The sequence below is a fragment of the Gilvimarinus algae genome, from assembly GCF_030518215.1.
Classification (GTDB): Bacteria; Pseudomonadota; Gammaproteobacteria; order Pseudomonadales; family Cellvibrionaceae; genus Gilvimarinus; species Gilvimarinus algae.
Map to the genome: position 1 here is coordinate 168,336 of NZ_JAULRT010000047.1, position 17,032 is coordinate 185,367.

Below are 17,032 nucleotides of genomic sequence, written 5' to 3' on the forward strand. Positions count from 1 at the left end.
AACGACTACGCGGAAACTGTGCTATGAGTTTTGACAAAGTCCCCTCCGGTAAAAACCTGCCGGATGATATGAACGTCATCATCGAAATCCCCATGAATGGCGAGCCCATCAAGTACGAAGTGGACAAAGACAGCGACGCCGTCTTCGTCGACCGTATTCTGGGCACCTCCATGCACTACCCTTGCAACTATGGCTATGTCCCCCACACCCTGTGTGGCGACGGCGACCCGGTGGACGTGCTGGTCCTGCTCAACCACGCCCTTATGCCTGGCTCAGTGATTCGCTGTCGCCCCATTGGCGTGCTGAAAATGACCGACGAATCCGGCGAAGACGCCAAAGTACTGGCCGTCCCGGTAGACAAAGTGACCCCGCTCTACACCAAGGTAAAATCTGTAGACGATGTGCCGGAAATTACCCTGAAATCCATTGAGCACTTCTTTGAGCGCTACAAGGATCTGGAAGCCGGCAAGTGGGTGAAGGTGGATGGCTGGGAAGGCGTTGAAGCCGCCCGCAAAGAAATCACCGAATCGGTCGAGCGCTACAACAAAGGCTGATTTTTTTTGCGGGTCTGCTGCGCGGCGTCAAGTCGTTAGCAGGCCCGTTAGGCCGGAGTCAGTCCTCCAGTTTCAGGCGGCTGACATCCGGCACCACAGCGGTTTTTTCCCGCTTGATCTGACCTAGATCACTGCCAACCGGTGCCAGGTCCACCGTCAGCTCCGTCACCTTCACCGCCGCCGGGCGGCTCTGCTCCTCGGGCTTGAGCAGAGGTTCTCCCACCTCCGACAACCCCCAATCCTCGATGTCCAGCTCCGGCAAGGGGAGATCGTAACGGTCCTCCGCGCGGATCAGATCCTCGCCCGCTGCGGCCAGATCAAAGTCGGGGGCAACTACTGGCACGGGCGCCGTTTTCACCTCCGCTGAGTCCAACAAGCGCTCACCGGCAGGCCGCAGACTCAGGGTGGACACATCGATATTCACGACAGGGGCTTTACTCCGCTCGGTGGGGCGCAACAAATTGCTCCCCACTGGGGCAAGCGAGAGACCGCGTACCGGCGCCGGACGCTGGGGCGCCGCTGACGGGGTCTGACTGCCGGCGGGTACCAAAGACACCTCGGCGCCCGCCTTTTGCAACACGGCCTGATACTTTTTCGCCGTCGCTTCATCCAGATTACGCTTAAGCGGTACCGGCCGGCCGATGAACAATGCGTCAATCTTGGCAGTATCAGCCTTAAACAACTGTTGCAGACGCTGCTTCACCGTATCGAGGGAGTGCCCGAGGACGATATCCCCGCGAAACACAATATCAAAGGTTTTGCCCGACTCTTCCATAACACGCTCGCTGAACTCTTGTTCGAGCTATCTTAGCACGTCTTTTCAGGGGCAAGCCCGCCGTCAGCGCCCGCCCCCATTGACTCATGCAAAAAGCTCCCCTGAAGACGACGTTTTTGTGAAAAATCGTTCTGGAAAATCACTGGAGAGCCCTCCTCATTGCTTCCATACTGAACAACCCACAGGGGCCGAACACGGAAGCGGGGTCATGCACAATGCGTAAAGCCGTCAGCCAGTTTCACGATCACTCGGCCAAACACTCGGTAAAACATCGGGTGGAGAGGGATATTGCGGCGCTCAACCGCAAAATTGTCCATCTGGAGAACGAGCCTCGCTGCAACGACCAGTTGCTGGCCGCCTACCGCATGATGCTTGAGACCCGAACGGAGGTACTCGAGTGCCTGACCCGCAGCCTGAGCCACGAGGAACACCGGCCGCACTAGAGTTTTAGTCATCCCCGAACGAGTGATTCATATCGCGGGCGGGCTCTTCGGAAGCCGCGCGCCCCACAACAATAGCAGGTACGCCCACCGCGGTGGCATGGGCGGGGACAGGCTCAAGCACCACACTGCCGGCGCCAATTTTGGCGCACTCGCCGATGTCAATATTGCCAAGGATCTTCGCCCCGGCACTGATCAACACGCCGCGGCCGATCTTGGGGTGCCTGTCCCCTTTGGCATTGCCGCTGCCTCCAAGCGTAACCGCGTGCAACATGGACACATCGTCGCCCACCACAGCCGTTTCGCCGATCACCACTCCCGTGGCGTGGTCGATCATAATGCCACTGCCCATGCGGGCCGCCGGATGAATGTCCACCCCAAAGGTTTGGGAGATACGGTTTTGCAGATAGAGCGCCAGGCAAGTGCGCCCCTGCCCCCAGAGCCAGTGGGCAAAACGGTAGGATTGCAGCGCCTGAAAACCCTTAAAGTAGAGCAGCGGCATCAAGTACTGGTTACACGCAGGATCCCGCTCGCAGTAGGCTTCAATGTCTCGACACAGCGCCAGCTCTATACGAGCATCGGCTGCAAGCGCCTGCAGAAAAACTTCCCGCATGGACATCGCCGGCAAGGCCTGACTGTCGAGCAGATTAGCCAGGTGAAAACTGACGGTATCGGCCAGTGAGTCGTGATTGAGAATGCTGGCGTGGTAAAAGCTCGCCAGCGCTGGTTCGCGGGCGGCAAGCTCTGCCGCCTCAAGGCGGATGCTATGCCAGATATCGATGGGGGTTTGCACAGGTTGCAACAAAGGCTCCTCCTTTCCGAGGCCCCATGCTCTCACATACCAAGCAATTCATCCATATGCCGGAACAGTTGTGCGCCCTCCTGCTCCAGCAGTTTTTGAGTGCGCCTGTCCACTTGCCCGGTGTCATCCGGCGGGCAGTAGCCGAATAATTTCATGCCGGCCAACCTGGCCGCGCGCGCGCCACTGGGGGAGTCTTCAATCACCACGCAATCAGCGGGCAAGACTTTCATTTTCTGCGCAGCGTACAAAAACAGATCGGGCGCGGGCTTACCCTCTGCCACGTCGGTGGCGCTAAAACGGTGGGAGGGAAAGTAATCGATCAAGCCCGCCTGGGTGAGCGACAGCCGCATTTTTTCGTGCCGGCCATTGGAGGCCACGCAAAAGGCAATGTTGCGCTCGCGCAGCGACTGCAGCAATGCTTTGACGCCGTCAATCGGTTCGACGCCGGCTTCAAACGCGCGCAGGGTTTCCGTTTGCACTTTGCTCCAAAACTCGCGAGCAAAGTCGTCCCGCTCATTCACCGGCCAGCTGCAATAGGGTTCACTATCGGCCAGAAGTGCGGCCACTTGATCGGCGCACACAGCGATAGATTTACCGCGAAACAGGGCAAAGACTTCGCTGATAGTGATATGCACCCCCAGAGGCTTGAGGCAATCGCGCAGCACCCTGGCACTGACCGTTTCTGTATCGACCAACACACCGTCGCAGTCGAAAATTACCAGCATAGCGCCCTGTGACCTCCGGAAAAGTTATCCGGCGGATCGAGAAAACCTCTGCCGGACCCGACTCAAGAAAATCGGTTCACGCAAAAACAACACAATCATTATGAACGAGTGCAGTGCGGTGGTGAGCATAAAAAAGTGTGGAATTGTAAAGTCCAACTGCCCGAGACAAATCACCGCCGCGACCGATGCGCCAATCATAAACAGGGCATTAAACACGTTATTGGCGGCAATGATCTGTGCCCGGTGCTCGGACTTTGCCTCCTGCTGCATCAACGCCTGCAAAGGAACCGAGTAGAGCCCACCGGCCACACCAAGAAGAAGGACGTCCAGAGCAATACGCCAAAATTCGGGCAGCGCCAGCAACTGGATTAACGTGTAGAGCTCCCCCTCGGCCGCGGGGGGATGGGCAGCGGCAAACCCCTGCCCGGCAAAGGCCAAATCGGCGCCAAGCAAAGCAATCAAGAGCGCACCGAGCGGCACCACCGCCGGCTCCACCAAACGCCGACTGATTTTTTCGCACAGTAGTGCCCCTGCGCAGACACCCAGTAAAAAGGCCACCAGTAAACAGGTCACCGCCGAAGCCGCGCCGGATAATACCGCGCGGGTAAAATTCGGCAATTGAGTGAGATACACCGAACCGAGAAACCAATACCAGGACAGTCCGATTACGGTCCAGAAAACCAGATGTCGCTCACGGGCATAGGCCAGGGTTCGCAGCGTTTGTTTAAACGGGTTGCGCACAAGCTCAGGCGCCAATGGCGAGGGTGGCGCCGGGGGTATGCGCCGGCTCAGGCGCCAGCCCGCCCAGGCCACTAGAAACCCACCTATTGCCACCACATACTGCCCCCCTGTGAACTGCAGCGCCAAGGTGCCCGCAATCAACCCGAGAAACACCGCGAGCGAGGTGCCCGTGTGCAAAACACCATTGGCACCCACCAATTCACGCGGCGCGACATGCTGGGGCAAAATCGCGTATTTAATGGGACTGAAACAGGCCGACTGAATACCCGTGCCAAAAATCACCAGCAGCAAGAGCGCGGAGCTGCCGAGCCAAATGGCCAGCGCACCGAGCATCATAATCACAATTTCCGCGACTTTGATGGCGCGGGCAAAAGCGGCCTTGTCCAGCCGGTCGGCGTACTGACCAGCGATGGGCGCAAACAGCAGAAACGGGATAATCAGGGCGGCGGCGACCAAGTTGTTAAGCACATCCACGCTCAACCCCCAACGCTCCACACTGCCATAAGTAAACAGCATCATCAGGGCGCTTTTATAAAAGTTGTCGTTAAAGGCGCCGCCAAACTGCGTCCAAAAAAGCGGATAAAAGCGCCTCTGCCCCAGCAGGGCAAATTGACTGTTGTTATTCTTATCGTCAGTGGTCATACGTCCCTCTTCTGTAGACAAACGAAGCGCGCATAGATGGCATCGAGGTGGTTGAGTATGGCGCTCTTAAGTTCAATGTCTGTGACAGCCAACTGATCCCCCAGCAAGTCGCGCGTCAACACCTGCTCAAAGCGTCGGGCCAGTGGACCATAACTTAAGTGCCAGGGCTCAGGCGCCACACCGCCGCGATCACAGTCGTAGGGGCGATAGAAACCCCCGCCCGCGGTTAAAGCGCTGTCCAGGTGTTGGTGCAACCGCCCAAAAACGCCGCCTTGTGCGCACTCATCGTAGGTTAAGCGGACCCGGTAGTCCGGCTCGATGGCCGCCGCATCATAGACGTCGATGTCGGTGCCCCAGTGGTGACGGGAGGCGCCGGGCAGGGCGGAAAAGCGCAAGATGGCAAACAACTGCTCGCGCTCACTCAGCCCGGACATTTCCACCGGCCGGCCGGCATCGTCGAGCACCGCCCGCTCGCCCCGCGCCTTGGCATTGAAGATCGCGAGCTGGCGATCAAAGCTGCGGTAGCCGCTGGCCACGCTGAGCACACATCCATCGGCACGGCACTTGTCGTATAAGGTGCTGAGCGGCGCCTCTATAGCTCCGTGGATCAGGCAACCGGGCGAGATTTCCACCAGGTGCGATGGGTCGAGGCCGAGCGCCTGAGCCTCGGAAATCGACTCGAAATTCATAATCGGGTCACCCCCGGATGGTTGAATGTGAGCTAGCGCAAACTTTACTCCTTGTCGACGCCTCAAGCGAGTCAAGTATTTGCAGTTACAGTACAAGTCTGTAATATAACCCGAGGCTATAAATGGATGCTAATAGTCGCATTCAAAATATAATGAACAACAAAAATGGAGCGAAGTAGGTATGGCGACCGAGCAGAGCGAATTGCTTCAGTTAAAAAACCTGGGGATGGCATCCGTAAACATCCTCCGGGCTGTTGGTATTAACAGCTATCAAGACCTCCAGAAAATCGGCGCCGTGGGCGCTTATTTGCGCATTAAAGACCGCGACATCAACGTCTCCAAAGTCATGCTCTACGCTCTGCAGGGAGCCTTGATGGACGTGCACTGGAACGACCTGCCGCCCGATCTCAAAACGCAGCTCGTCGCCGAGGCAGAAAAGTCTGCCGCCATCGATGCCTGATCGACACCAGGCTGAATCAGCGGGTCTCGACTGAGTCAACAAAGCGCCATTTACCGCTGGTTTAGCCAGATACCCTCTTGCTATAGTATGGCCTGACCCTGCCGCCCGGCAGGCAGACACCTCGGTAGCGATAAAGACAGGTAGACCATGCATCTAGCCACGCATGAAAGCGAAGCCCTTGCAGAACTGGGCGAGAAGATAACCAGCATTTCCAAAAACCTGCTTGAGGGGTTAACACCATCGGCCCCGGTTCTGACATTAACCGCCGCCACCGATCTGTTCAACTCGCGCCCTGCCTCCCAGATTTATCAGATTCTCGACGGCCAGGTCAGCTTTGAGATGGCGGGCAAGACCGTCGCCCAATTCGAGCGCGGCGACCTGATTGGTCTGACGCGTATGCTGAGCCTGCCGGCCGGCACCTTTTCCAGCAACGACCCGGTGCGCTTGCAGCCGCTTGAGCGCGACGAGCTCATCACTCACGTCTTCGGCAGCGAAAGCCTGCAAAAACTCTGGAGCTATTACCTGGTGGCTCAGCTGAGCTGGTATCAGCAGGCCCTCGCCCAGGAAATGCGTAAAGAGTTTCAACCCAGCGCGGGCTTTCTGCACTTCGCCCCGGGGGAAACCATCATTCACCAGGGCGATGAAGCGGACTTGGTCTATACGCTGCTTGAGGGCAGCGCCGATGCCATCTGCGACGGGGTCAAGGTCGGACAAATTTTCAACGACGAGATCTTTGGCGCCCTGGCGGTCTTTACCGGCCAAAAGCGCATCGCCAGCGTAGTCGCTACCAGCGACTGCACCGTGCTGACTGTGCGCAAGGAAGAGTTTATTGAGCTGGTGGAGCACCAACCGCACATCTGTATCGGCCTGATCGAGGAAATGGCGGATAAGATCAAGCAGCTCAACGGCCAGCTCCTGGCGGTGCAGGAAGCCTGACCCCACCGATTTAACGGCCCCGCCGACAGCACGCAAAAAAAATCCCGAGCACCGCTTGACAACGCTAATGATAATAATTATCGTTACATAACTGGTCGCGCACAGTCATGCGCGTCCGGGGGTCGGTCAATTTTCCTGCAAGTCAATTGTCTGATCTTCTCCTCCGGTTTTGCCCTATGGCGCAAAACCACTGGCACTTCGGTGCCTTGGCTAATCACGGTTGCTTGGGCCGCCTTCGGGCGGCCACTTTTCTTTTGGTCAGCTATTGAAAATCCATCCGCCGACGGCATATACGTCTCGATATAACGGTTTATCGAGGAGTATTACCGTGCTGCGAATTGGCCTGTTTCTATTAACTAACCTGGGTGTGCTGGTGGTCGCCAGTATTACTCTGAACCTGCTGGGTGTGGACCGTATACTGAACGAGTCCGGCACCGGGCTAGACCTGACTGCCCTGCTGATTTTCTGCGCCGTTTTTGGCTTTAGTGGCGCGTTTATTTCACTGTTTTTGTCCAAGTTCATCGCCAAGAAAACCACCGGCACGCGGATTATCAGCAACCCGCGCTCGCCCGATGAAATCTGGCTGATGCAGACAGTCGCCGATCTCGCCGAAAAAGCCGGTATCGGCATGCCCGAGGTAGGTATCTTTCCCGCCAATCAGGCCAATGCCTTTGCTACCGGCTGGAACCGTAACAACTCCCTCGTGGCCGTGAGCGCTGGCCTGCTACAACGCTTTGATCGAGAAGAAGCCCGCGCCGTACTGGCCCATGAAATAGGCCACGTGGCCAACGGCGATATGGTGACGCTGACTTTGATTCAGGGCGTGGTGAACACCTTTGTGATGTTCTTTGCCCGCATCATCGGCCACACAGTCGACAAGGTGATCTTCAAAACCGAGCGCGGTGTTGGCATTGGCTACTATGTGGTCACCATCATTGCCGAAGTGATTCTGGCGTTTTTGGCCTCCATGATTGTGATGGCGTTCTCCCGCTACCGGGAATACCGAGCCGATGCCGCCGGCGCACACCTGGCGAGCCGCGAGGGTATGATCCGCGCTTTGCAACGGCTGCAGGCTGAGACCCAGGCCGGTGCGCCCAGCCCTATGCCCAAGGGGCTTCAGGCCTTTGGTATTTCCAGCGGCTTCAGTCAGAATATGGCCCGTCTGTTTGCCAGCCATCCGCCGTTAAACGAGCGGATTGAAGCCCTGAAAAAAGCCCCATGATGCTTACAACGCTTAAACATTGCCTCTGGGCGGCAGTGGCTATCGGCCTGACGGCCGCGCCTGGAGCACTGGCTGAGGCGCCGGATTTTGCCACCGACGATGAACGCAACACCATTGAGATCTTTGAGTTTGCCAGCCCCTCGGTGGTCTATGTCAATCGCCTGCAAGTGGTGCGCGACCGGCGCTCGTTTGATCTTTTATCCATACCCAGCGGCGCCGGCACTGGCTTTGTCTGGAGCGAAGACGGCTATGTGGTCACCAACTATCACGTGGTTGAAGGCGCACAGCAGGTGTCCATCACTCTGCCGGATCAGTCCAGCTGGCCCGCCGAGGTGATCGGCCTGGCGCCCGATAAGGATCTGGCGGTACTGAAAATCGAAGCGCCCAAGGAGCAGCTAAATGCCCTGCCGTTGGGCGACTCCGACGAACTGGCCGTGGGACGCAAGGTGCTCGCCATCGGCAACCCCTTTGGTTTGGATGCCACCTTGACCACCGGGGTGGTCAGTGCCCTGGGCCGTGAGATTCAGGCGCCCAACCAGCGCAAGATTCGCAACGTGATCCAGACCGATGCGGCCATCAACCCCGGCAACTCCGGCGGCCCGCTGCTCAACTCGCGCGGCGAGCTCATTGGCGTCAATACCATGATTTACAGTCCAAGCGGTGCCAGCGCCGGTATCGGCTTTGCCATACCGGTCAATATCGTCAAGGAAATCGTGCCCCAACTGATTGAATTTGGCCGTCTCGTGCGACCGGTGTTTGGCGTGGAGTTTGCGCCGGCCTATTGGGCAAAGCGCGCCGGTGTGGATGGCGTCCCACTGCTGCACGTGGCCGCGGGCATGCCGGCGGCAAAGGCTGGCTTGCAAGGCGCAAGGCGCGGCCCTTGGGGGCGAGTGGAGCTGGGCGACATCATCATCGCGCTGGACGACCACCCCACCCGCAACTACGACGAATTTCTCACCCTGCTGGAGGCGCGCAAACCCGGCGATACACTCATTGTGCACTATGTGCGCGACGGCAAGCTCCGCCAGGCGACGGTGACCCTGGCGGCGCCGAATCTGGAGTAAGCCCTTGCAGAGCTGGCAAACCCTGTGCTTCAGCAATGAGCTGCCCGAGAGCGAGAGCCGCGGCTTTACCCTTAACGGCGAGGAGGCCTCGCCCCTGGCGGTAGTGGTGGTGCGCAAGAAGGGCCAGGTGTACGCCTACCGCAACCTGTGCCCCCACGCCTTTATCCCTCTGGAGTGGGTGCCCAACGAGTTCCTGTCCTTCGACAAAAGTCTGATCCAGTGCGCCAATCACGGTGCCCTGTTTACCATTGAAGAGGGCCTGTGCGTTTCCGGCCCCTGCTCGGGTCAATCGCTGATCCGGTTGGAGACCGAAGAGACGGGGGGAAAGATCCGCATCCGCAGCGCCTGATTTGCTCACAATCTGACGGGCAGCGCTTCACTGAGCAAAATGCGACTGTGCTCGGGCTCGATGCGCGCGCGATAGGCGAGAATTTCAACACCGGCTGCTGCCGCCTCGCGCAAATTTTGACCGTATGCCGGGTCGATAGCATCCGCCGGGCTCACCCACTCAACCCCTGTATGCTGCACACAAAACAGCAGGACCGCTCTGTGACCGGCCTGCACCGTCGCCATGAGTTCGCGCAGGTGCTTACTGCCTCGGGTGCTCACCGCATCGGGGAAAAGCCCCTCGCCCGCTGCCTCCATCAGGGTGACGTTTTTCACTTCGACATAACAGTTACCCGTCTCGCCACTGAGCAGAAAGTCAATGCGCGAATTCTCACTGCCGTAGCGAACCTCGGCTCGTATTTGCGGGTAGCCTGCTAAAGGCTCAATAACACCCGCCTCCAGAGCGGCCCGCACCAGCCCATTGGCCCTGGCGGTATTGATGCCGGCGAGATGCCCAGTCGGCGTGGTCGCCACTTCCCAGGTATGGGGATACTTGCGGGTTTTGCTGTCGCTTCGCGAGTACCAGCAGTCGCTGCCCTCGACAATGCAGTGGCGCATTGAACCCGTATTCGGGCAGTGCAGTGTCAGCGTATCGCCGTCAGCCGTTACCACGTCCGCCAAAAAGCGCTTATAACGCTTGATCAGCTGGCCCTTTTGCCATTTGCCGTCCGTCATAGAGTCAACCCTGCTAAAAAGCCGCTCATTATAGGCCGAACTGCGCAAAAAGCGCCGGATTCAGCGGCTAGTGGCGACAAAAGTGCAAAAAATGCTGGCACAGCTTTTTCGAATCTGGTAGCTTCGCTGTCCTTCCGCCGCTGTGCCCCGGCCGGGCCCGGGAGGAAGGATTGGCGAAGTGCCTTTTTATCCCAGACAGGCGCATCAGTAACCATTTATAGATCGCTGGCGGGTCACCCCCTGTCAGACTCAGGAGACCGAGAGGCGTTGCACTATGCCCAATAACTCAACTCAAGCCGAAAGTTATACGCTGAGAACCTTTTCGCCCTACAAGGAAAAAAAGGGTGAAGAGTACATGAACGAAAACCAGCTCGAGCACTTTCAGAAGCTGCTGCTGGCCTGGCGCAAAGAGTTGATGGAAGAAGTTGACCGCACCGTGAGCCATATGAAAGACGAAGCGGCTAATTTCCCTGATCCGGCCGATCGTGCCAGCCAAGAAGAGGAGTTCAGCCTTGAGCTGCGCACCCGCGATCGCGAGCGCAAGCTGATCAAGAAAATCGACAGCACGCTGGAGCTGATCGAGAACGAAGATTACGGTTACTGCGACGCCTGCGGCGTAGAAATTGGTATTCGCCGCCTGGAAGCGCGCCCCACAGCCACGCTGTGTGTGGACTGCAAAACTTTGGACGAAATTAAAGAAAAGCAGATCGGCGGCTAAGGCCCCGATCACACCCGCGCCGGGCAGAGCCCGGCTCGGCCACTCAGCGTGACTTCCTCAGCCACACTTTACACCGGCCGCTTCGCCCCCTCTCCCTCAGGCCCGCTGCACTTTGGCTCACTGGTGGCTGCCCTGGCCAGCTATTTGGATGCTCGCTCACATCAGGGGCGATGGCTGGTACGCATTGACGATATCGACCCCCCCCGGGAACAGCCCGGCGCCACCGACCTGATTCTGCAAGCGCTTGAGCAACACGGGCTGAAGTGGGATGGCGAAGTGCTGCAACAGAGCCAACGCAGCGAGGCCTACCTGGCGCTGCTGGAGCAGCTGCAAGCCGGACAACTGATTTACCCCTGCACTTGCACTCGACAGGACATCAAAGCCATGGGCGGGGTCTACAGCGGGCATTGCCGTCACGCGCCCACCGGCGCAGAGCCGTGCGCCTGGCGCCTGAAACTTTACGATTTGCCCGGCGCGCTCGCCCGCCTGCCCGACACGGTGGTCTTTGACGATTTACTGGCTGGCACGCAGCGGCAAAACTTGGCGCAGGATGTGGGCGATGCTATTGTCCGGCGCAAGGACGGGCTCTTTGGCTACCAGCTCGCGGTAGTCGCCGACGATATCTGCCAGGGCATTACCCATGTGGTGCGCGGCGCCGACCTGCTGCCGGTCACAGCGCGGCAATTTCGTTTTTTCGAGATTCTTGGCGCTGCCCCTCCCCACTACGCGCATGTGCCTGTAGTCAGCGACACCGAGGGGCGCAAACTGAGCAAGCAAAACCATGCTCCGGCCCTGAATAACCGACGCGCCGTGGAAAACCTCTGGCAGGCGCTGGTCTTTCTAAGGCAAAATCCCCCCTCAGAACTCGCTGGCGCACCGCGCGACTCGCTGCTTGACTGGGCCATTGCTCACTGGCGCCGCGAACCGCTGATCCATGCGCCCTTGACACAAAGAGCGGATCTCCTATGAACAATCAGCGCCTGGTGATATTGCTGCTGCTGATCGCCTATATCTTTTCTCCGACGCTGTTTACCTGGATCGTCAATCCGGAGGGCGCCTGGTACCGCCCCTACATTATGTGGGTGCTGGTGATCGCCATAGCCTACGCTGTGCAGGCCCGCAAGAAACCCTCATGACATTTGAATTAACTCACGTTGCCCTGCTCTGCCTGGCTTACCTGCTGCTGATTTTCGGTATCGCCACCATTACCGAACGAGGCTGGTTGCCGCGCTGGATCACCGAGCATCCGGTGACCTATATTTTGTCGCTGGGTATTTTTGCCAGCGCCTGGGCCTTTTACGGGGTTATTGATCTCGCGTTCCAATTTGGCTATGGCGCGCTGGCCTATTACCTGGGTACGGGCGCACTGTTTTTGTTTGCGCCTGTGGCGCTGGAACCGATCACCGAGCTTGCCCGGCGCCACCAGGTGCACTCGCTGGCGGACCTGCTGGTGTTCCGCTACCACAGTCACGGCATAGGCGCGCTGACGACTCTGTGCATGCTGCTCGGGATTCTGCCGCTGATGGCGCTGCAGATTCAGGCCATCGCCGACACCATGCACATTCTCACAGTGAGCCGCGACCCGGCCATTCCAGCGGTGGGTACAGGCCTGACGTTCAAGGACCTGATGGCCCTGACCTACTGCGGCATTCTCGCCTTGTTTACCATTCTTTTCGGCTCCAACCGCGAGCGCCACCGGGGTCTGATCACCGCCATGGCGTTTGAGTCGCTGCTGAAAGTCTTTGCCCTGTGCGCGGTTGGTCTCGCCGCCGTCTACGGCGTGTTTGACGGGTTCAGCGGTCTGGAGCAATGGCTCGAGCGCAACCCGGAAAACCTGGCCCTGCTGCACTCACCCATTCGCGACGGTGCCTCGCACACCCTGCTGCTGGTGTTTGTCGCCACCGCCGTTACCATGCCGCACATCTTCCACATGGGCGTGGCGGAAAACCCGATTCTGCGGAACACCCGCACGGTCACCTGGGCGTTTCCACTGTTTTTGCTGTTTCTCGCTCTGCCAATATTCCCCATTCTCTGGGCGGGGTTCGAGCTGTCAGTGCCCCTGCCCGCGCAGTACTTCACCCTGGGCGTGCCGATTCTGGCCGAGTCCCACAGCCTGACCATTCTCGCCTTTATCGGTGGGCTTTCGGCCTCCACCGGCGCCATGGTGGTCATTACCCTGGCGTTGTCCACCATGGTGATGAACCACTGGTTGCTGCCGTTCTTACGTCTGCGCCGGCGCCAGGATATCTACAGCCAGCTGCTCTGGCTGCGCCGCCTGGTCATTGCCGCGCTGTTTCTCGGCGGTTATCTGTTTTACTGGATGCTCGACAACCGCCAGAGCCTGTTCCATCTGGCACTGGTGGCGTTTATTGAAACCCTGCAGTTTCTCCCGGGCATTTTTGCCATTGTCTTCTGGATGCGCGGCAACCGCCGCGGCGTTATCGCTGGCCTCAGCGCCGGCACCCTGGTCTGGGGTATCGGCCTGTTGATTCCCATGCTCACCGGACTGGAAGAGATCGCCGTGCCCTTTGGCGATGGCTCTCTGAGTGTGGGCATGAGTCACTGGAGCGAGATCACTTTGATCTCCCTCGGGCTCAACACCTTGATTTTTATCGGTGTGTCTCTGCTCACCCGCCAGAGCGAAGATGAAACCTACAGCGCCGAGCTCTGTGCCGCAGATGAGCTCTCTCATCCAGTGCGCCAGGCACTGGATGTGCACTCGGCGGCCGAGTTCAAGACCCGCCTGGCAAAACCCCTGGGCAAGGTGACCGCCAGCCGCGAGGTGGATATCGCCCTGCGCCAGCTGGGGCTGGCCATCACCGAGCGACGCCCCTACGCCCTGCGGCGCCTGCGCGACCAGCTTGAGGCCAACCTCTCGGGGCTGATGGGGATTCATGTGGCCGGTGAAATCATGGACAACCACCTGCCCTACAAACTGGCCGAAGCGCGCGATACCGTCGATATCAACCTGATTGAAAATCGTCTGTCCCAATACCGCAGCCACCTCACCGGTATGGCCGCCGAACTCAACAACCTGCGTCTGTACCACCGCAAGACACTGCAAGAGCTGCCCATGGCGGTCTGCTCCCTGGGACGGGACAAGGAAATCCTGATGTGGAACCGGGCCATGTCCCGCCTGACACACATTTCCGCCGAGGATGTGCTCGGCTCGCACCTGGACGATTTGGCCCAACCCTGGTGCGACCTGTTGCTGAATTTCTCCGAGGGCGAAGATGAGCACCTCTATCGCCACGAAATCGCCCTGGGTGGCCGTCCACACTGGATCAGTTTGCACAAAGCGGCCATTGAAGGCCCCGTCACCGGGCGCCGGGCTCAGCAGCCGGGCTTTGCCAAAGAAGAGTACGATCAGGTCATCCTGCTTGAAGATGTGACCGAGACCCAGCTGCTCGAGCAGGAGCTGATTCACTCAGAGCGGCTCGCCTCGGTGGGCCGGCTGGCAGCCGGGGTCGCCCACGAAATTGGCAACCCCATCACCGGTATCGCCTGCCTGTGCCAGAATCTGCGCTACGAGTCGGACAACCCGGAAATTCTGGAAACGGCCGAACAGATACTGAGCCAAACCGACCGTGTCAGTCGTATCGTCCAGTCACTGGTGAGTTACTCCCACAGCGGGCAAAACAAGAAGAGCGCGTTTGAAGCCGTGGTGCTGCGCGAGTGCGCTCAGGAGGCCATTGCCCTGCTGTCGCTGCAAAAGGACAAAAACCAGGTGGTGTTTGACAACCGCATCGCCGACAACGCCATTATTGCCGGCGACCTGCAGCAGATGATTCAGGTGTTCATCAACCTTCTGTCCAATGCGCGGGATGCCAGCGAAGAGGAAGGTCGTGTTATGCTAGAAAGCCAGGAAGATGAGGACAACATCACAATCACGGTCACGGACGAGGGTGAAGGCATAGCCCCCGAGCACATTGATCAGATCCTTGAGCCGTTTTTCACCACCAAGGATCCCGGCGAGGGCACAGGGCTGGGGCTGGCCATGGTATACAGCATTGTCGACGACCACGGCGGCAGCCTGGATGTAATCAGCCCCGCCAACCCGTCGACTCAGCGCGGAGCGCAAATCGTTATCAAACTACCGCGTCACCTCAACTCGATGCTGCCGGACAATCTGGTCCGCACGCACACTGACGCAACCGACAAGGCCGATTGACGCACTATGACTAAGATTCTGGTTGTTGAAGACGAAGCCATCATCCGCACGGCGCTGCGCAAGCTACTCGAGCGCAACAAGTACGACGTCAGCGAAGCCCCCTCAGTACGTGAGGCCACCTCAAAGTTCAATCTCAGCGACTTTCAACTGATCATCAGCGATCTGCGCCTGCCCGGCGCGCCGGGCACCGACCTGATCAAGCTGGCCGGCGACGTGCCGGTGTTGATCATGACCAGCTACGCCAGTCTGCGCTCGGCGGTGGACTCCATGCGCATGGGCGCGGTCGACTATATCGCCAAACCCTTTGATCACGATGAAATGGTGGGCGCTGTGAAGCGCGTCATCGGCAAGGCCAACTCGCAAAAAGACGCCGCGCGCCCGAGCGGCGACGACAGCAAAGTCACCGGCATGATCGGCTCTTCCGAGGTGATGAAGAAGCTGTATTCGCGCATCGCCAAGGTCGCGCCCACCGACGCCACCGTCTTAGTCCACGGCGAAACCGGCACGGGTAAGGAACTGGTAGCCCGCTCTCTGCACGAGCAGAGCCGGCGGCACAAAGAATTAATGATCTCGGTAAACTGCGCGGCCATTCCGGAAACGCTGATCGAGTCCGAGCTCTTTGGCCACGAAAAAGGCGCCTTTACCGGCGCCGCCAGTACCCGCGAGGGCCTGGTGGCCGCCGCCGACGGCGGCACCCTGTTTCTCGACGAAATCGGCGAGCTGCCGCTGGAAGCCCAGGCCCGGCTGCTGCGGGTCCTGCAGGAGGGCGAAGTACGCCCGCTGGGGTCTGTGGAATCACGCAAAGTGGATGTCCGGCTGGTGGCGGCCACCCACCGCGATCTGCGCTCGCTGGCGCAGGAGGGCAAGTTTCGCGAGGATCTCTACTTCCGCATCAACGTCGTTCAGCTGGAGCTGCCGCCGCTGCGCGATCGCGGACGGGACATCCTCATACTGGCCGAGAGTCTGCTGGAGCGCTATTGCCAGCAATTCAACAAACCGGGGCTCAAGCTCTCGCCAGAAGCCATCCAGGCCATTACCACCTATACCTGGCCTGGCAACGTGCGCGAGCTGGAAAATGCCATGCAGCGGGCCGTGATTCTGTGTGAAGATGAACGCGAGATCAGCCACGACTTGTTAGCGATTGATCTCGATCTGGTGCGCCTCGACGACGAAGACAACGACAACCCCTACGCCCAAGCGGCCGCCAACGCCGTCAGAAGCCAGCCCAGGCACAAAGACCCCAATGAGGACCTGTCTTTGGAGGACTACTTCCAGCGCTTCGTGCTGGAGCACCAGGACACCATGAGTGAGACCGAGCTGGCAAAGAAACTCGGGGTCAGCCGCAAGTGCCTCTGGGAGCGCCGCCAGCGTTTTGGTATCCCCCGGCGCAAGTCCACCGTCAAGTAACACGCCTACCCTTGGGCCGCTTCCTGCGGCCCTGAAAACCCCGTTGAGTCACAGCTCAACCGCCAACCCCATCACACCCATACCGGCAACAGTAACGGCATTTTGCCGCTTTTGCGCTCTGGGGCGCCAAAACGTTACCCACGGCCACAGGCCTGTTACCCGGCCAATTTGTTACCCCTTTTGGCCCAACGTAACAATTAGCCCGAAAGACTGTAACCGTTAGAAATAACAAAATCGAATATAGGGTTTTACGAAAATACTAACCCTTTGAAATTATTACAATTTACGCTTTTGGCACGCCGAGTGCTTTATACCGCGGGCATAACAACAACAAACAATAAAAACCGACAACACAATAACAACAACAAACAATAAGAAACTGAAGCTTTCTAATAACAACAACAAACAATTAAAAAACGTATAAGTTCAATAATAACAACAACAAACAATAAGAAACTGAAACACAAGAACAACAACAAACAATAATAACGACGAATACAATAACAATAAGGCGATAATAAAAAGACAAAGCGGAACGACTGACTAGGCACCGAAAGGATTGCAAGTGATTTTGGATTGGGCACGGACGCAACGCCCTGTTTCGACAAGGCCATTAATTGTGCC

Annotated in this window: 18 protein-coding genes; 12 read left to right on the forward strand and 6 right to left on the reverse strand. The window is 58.4% G+C overall.

Going from position 1 to position 17,032, the window contains the following annotated elements; translation table 11 throughout:
* Positions 1 to 23 precede the first annotated feature (23 nt).
* Positions 24 to 554: an inorganic diphosphatase gene (ppa, locus tag QWI16_RS07095; RefSeq protein ID WP_302712091.1), complete on the forward strand. Its 531-nt coding sequence runs from the start codon at positions 24 to 26 to the stop codon at positions 552 to 554.
* Between the two features lie 58 nt (positions 555 to 612).
* Here the strand turns inward: ppa and QWI16_RS07100 are convergent, their stop codons facing one another.
* Entirely contained in the window at positions 613 to 1,329 is a 717-nt protein-coding gene (locus tag QWI16_RS07100) for a hypothetical protein (protein ID WP_302712092.1), read from the reverse strand.
* Positions 1,330 to 1,544: 215 nt separating this feature from the next.
* On the opposite strand from QWI16_RS07100, the gene QWI16_RS07105 reads away from it, so the two are divergent.
* Entirely contained in the window at positions 1,545 to 1,772 is a 228-nt protein-coding gene (locus tag QWI16_RS07105; RefSeq protein WP_302712093.1) for a hypothetical protein, read from the forward strand.
* 4 nt (positions 1,773 to 1,776) lie between these two features.
* On the opposite strand, the gene cysE is transcribed toward QWI16_RS07105, so the two are convergent.
* Genes cysE through QWI16_RS07125 form a run of 4 tightly spaced genes read right to left on the reverse strand, consistent with a single transcriptional unit; the run spans position 1,777 to position 5,368 of the window.
* Positions 1,777 to 2,574: a serine O-acetyltransferase gene (gene cysE, locus QWI16_RS07110; protein ID WP_370659920.1), complete on the reverse strand. Its 798-nt coding sequence runs from the start codon at positions 2,572 to 2,574 to the stop codon at positions 1,777 to 1,779.
* 29 nt (positions 2,575 to 2,603) lie between these two features.
* On the reverse strand, positions 2,604 to 3,296 hold the full coding sequence (locus tag QWI16_RS07115; RefSeq protein WP_302712094.1) for an HAD family hydrolase: 693 nt from the start codon (positions 3,294 to 3,296) through the stop codon (positions 2,604 to 2,606).
* Between the two features lie 24 nt (positions 3,297 to 3,320).
* Entirely contained in the window at positions 3,321 to 4,679 is a 1,359-nt protein-coding gene (locus QWI16_RS07120) for an MFS transporter (RefSeq protein ID WP_302712095.1), read from the reverse strand.
* Positions 4,676 to 5,368: a M15 family metallopeptidase gene (locus QWI16_RS07125; RefSeq protein ID WP_302712097.1), complete on the reverse strand. Its 693-nt coding sequence runs from the start codon at positions 5,366 to 5,368 to the stop codon at positions 4,676 to 4,678. Before QWI16_RS07125 ends, QWI16_RS07120 begins: the two co-directional genes overlap by 4 nt.
* A 181-nt stretch (positions 5,369 to 5,549) precedes the next feature.
* Between QWI16_RS07125 and QWI16_RS07130 the strand changes: the two genes are divergently transcribed.
* The 5 genes from QWI16_RS07130 to QWI16_RS07150 all read left to right on the forward strand — a co-directional run bounded on the left by QWI16_RS07130 (position 5,550) and on the right by QWI16_RS07150 (position 9,399).
* A complete protein-coding gene (locus QWI16_RS07130) occupies positions 5,550 to 5,828 on the forward strand; it encodes a TfoX/Sxy family protein (protein ID WP_302712098.1) in 279 nt (92 codons plus the stop codon).
* Between the two features lie 147 nt (positions 5,829 to 5,975).
* Positions 5,976 to 6,764, forward strand: coding sequence for a cyclic nucleotide-binding domain-containing protein (locus QWI16_RS07135; RefSeq protein ID WP_302712099.1), 789 nt, complete (start codon positions 5,976 to 5,978; stop codon positions 6,762 to 6,764).
* Positions 6,765 to 7,092: 328 nt separating this feature from the next.
* Positions 7,093 to 7,986 (forward strand): protease HtpX, encoded by an 894-nt coding sequence (gene htpX, locus QWI16_RS07140; RefSeq protein WP_302712100.1) that lies wholly within the window; start codon positions 7,093 to 7,095, stop codon positions 7,984 to 7,986.
* A complete protein-coding gene (locus tag QWI16_RS07145) occupies positions 7,983 to 9,050 on the forward strand; it encodes a S1C family serine protease (protein WP_302712101.1) in 1,068 nt (355 codons plus the stop codon). Before htpX ends, QWI16_RS07145 begins: the two co-directional genes overlap by 4 nt.
* A 4-nt stretch (positions 9,051 to 9,054) precedes the next feature.
* Entirely contained in the window at positions 9,055 to 9,399 is a 345-nt protein-coding gene (locus QWI16_RS07150) for a Rieske (2Fe-2S) protein (RefSeq protein ID WP_302712102.1), read from the forward strand.
* Between the two features lie 5 nt (positions 9,400 to 9,404).
* Here the strand turns inward: QWI16_RS07150 and sfsA are convergent, their stop codons facing one another.
* The gene (gene sfsA / locus QWI16_RS07155; RefSeq protein WP_302712103.1) at positions 9,405 to 10,112 is read right to left on the reverse strand and encodes a DNA/RNA nuclease SfsA; all 708 of its coding nucleotides are present in this window, start codon (positions 10,110 to 10,112) and stop codon (positions 9,405 to 9,407) included.
* A 274-nt stretch (positions 10,113 to 10,386) separates the two neighbouring features.
* Here sfsA and dksA point away from each other — a divergent pair, with 274 nt between their 5' ends.
* The 5 genes from dksA to QWI16_RS07180 are packed head-to-tail and all read left to right on the forward strand — an operon-like array spanning position 10,387 to position 16,408.
* Entirely contained in the window at positions 10,387 to 10,830 is a 444-nt protein-coding gene (gene dksA / locus QWI16_RS07160; protein ID WP_302712104.1) for an RNA polymerase-binding protein DksA, read from the forward strand.
* Positions 10,831 to 10,878: 48 nt separating this feature from the next.
* Positions 10,879 to 11,799 carry a tRNA glutamyl-Q(34) synthetase GluQRS gene (gluQRS, locus tag QWI16_RS07165; protein ID WP_302712105.1) on the forward strand — a complete coding sequence of 307 codons (921 nt, stop codon included), beginning with the start codon at positions 10,879 to 10,881 and terminating at the stop codon, positions 11,797 to 11,799.
* On the forward strand, positions 11,796 to 11,966 hold the full coding sequence (locus QWI16_RS07170) for a hypothetical protein (protein ID WP_302712107.1): 171 nt from the start codon (positions 11,796 to 11,798) through the stop codon (positions 11,964 to 11,966). Before gluQRS ends, QWI16_RS07170 begins: the two co-directional genes overlap by 4 nt.
* Positions 11,963 to 15,001, forward strand: a complete 3,039-nt coding sequence (locus tag QWI16_RS07175) for an ATP-binding protein (RefSeq protein WP_302712108.1) — start codon at positions 11,963 to 11,965, stop codon at positions 14,999 to 15,001. The genes QWI16_RS07170 and QWI16_RS07175 overlap by 4 nt, the downstream gene beginning before the upstream one ends.
* A gap of 6 nt (positions 15,002 to 15,007) precedes the next feature.
* Positions 15,008 to 16,408 (forward strand): sigma-54-dependent transcriptional regulator, encoded by a 1,401-nt coding sequence (locus QWI16_RS07180; protein ID WP_302712109.1) that lies wholly within the window; start codon positions 15,008 to 15,010, stop codon positions 16,406 to 16,408.
* Positions 16,409 to 17,032: the final 624 nt, after the last annotated feature.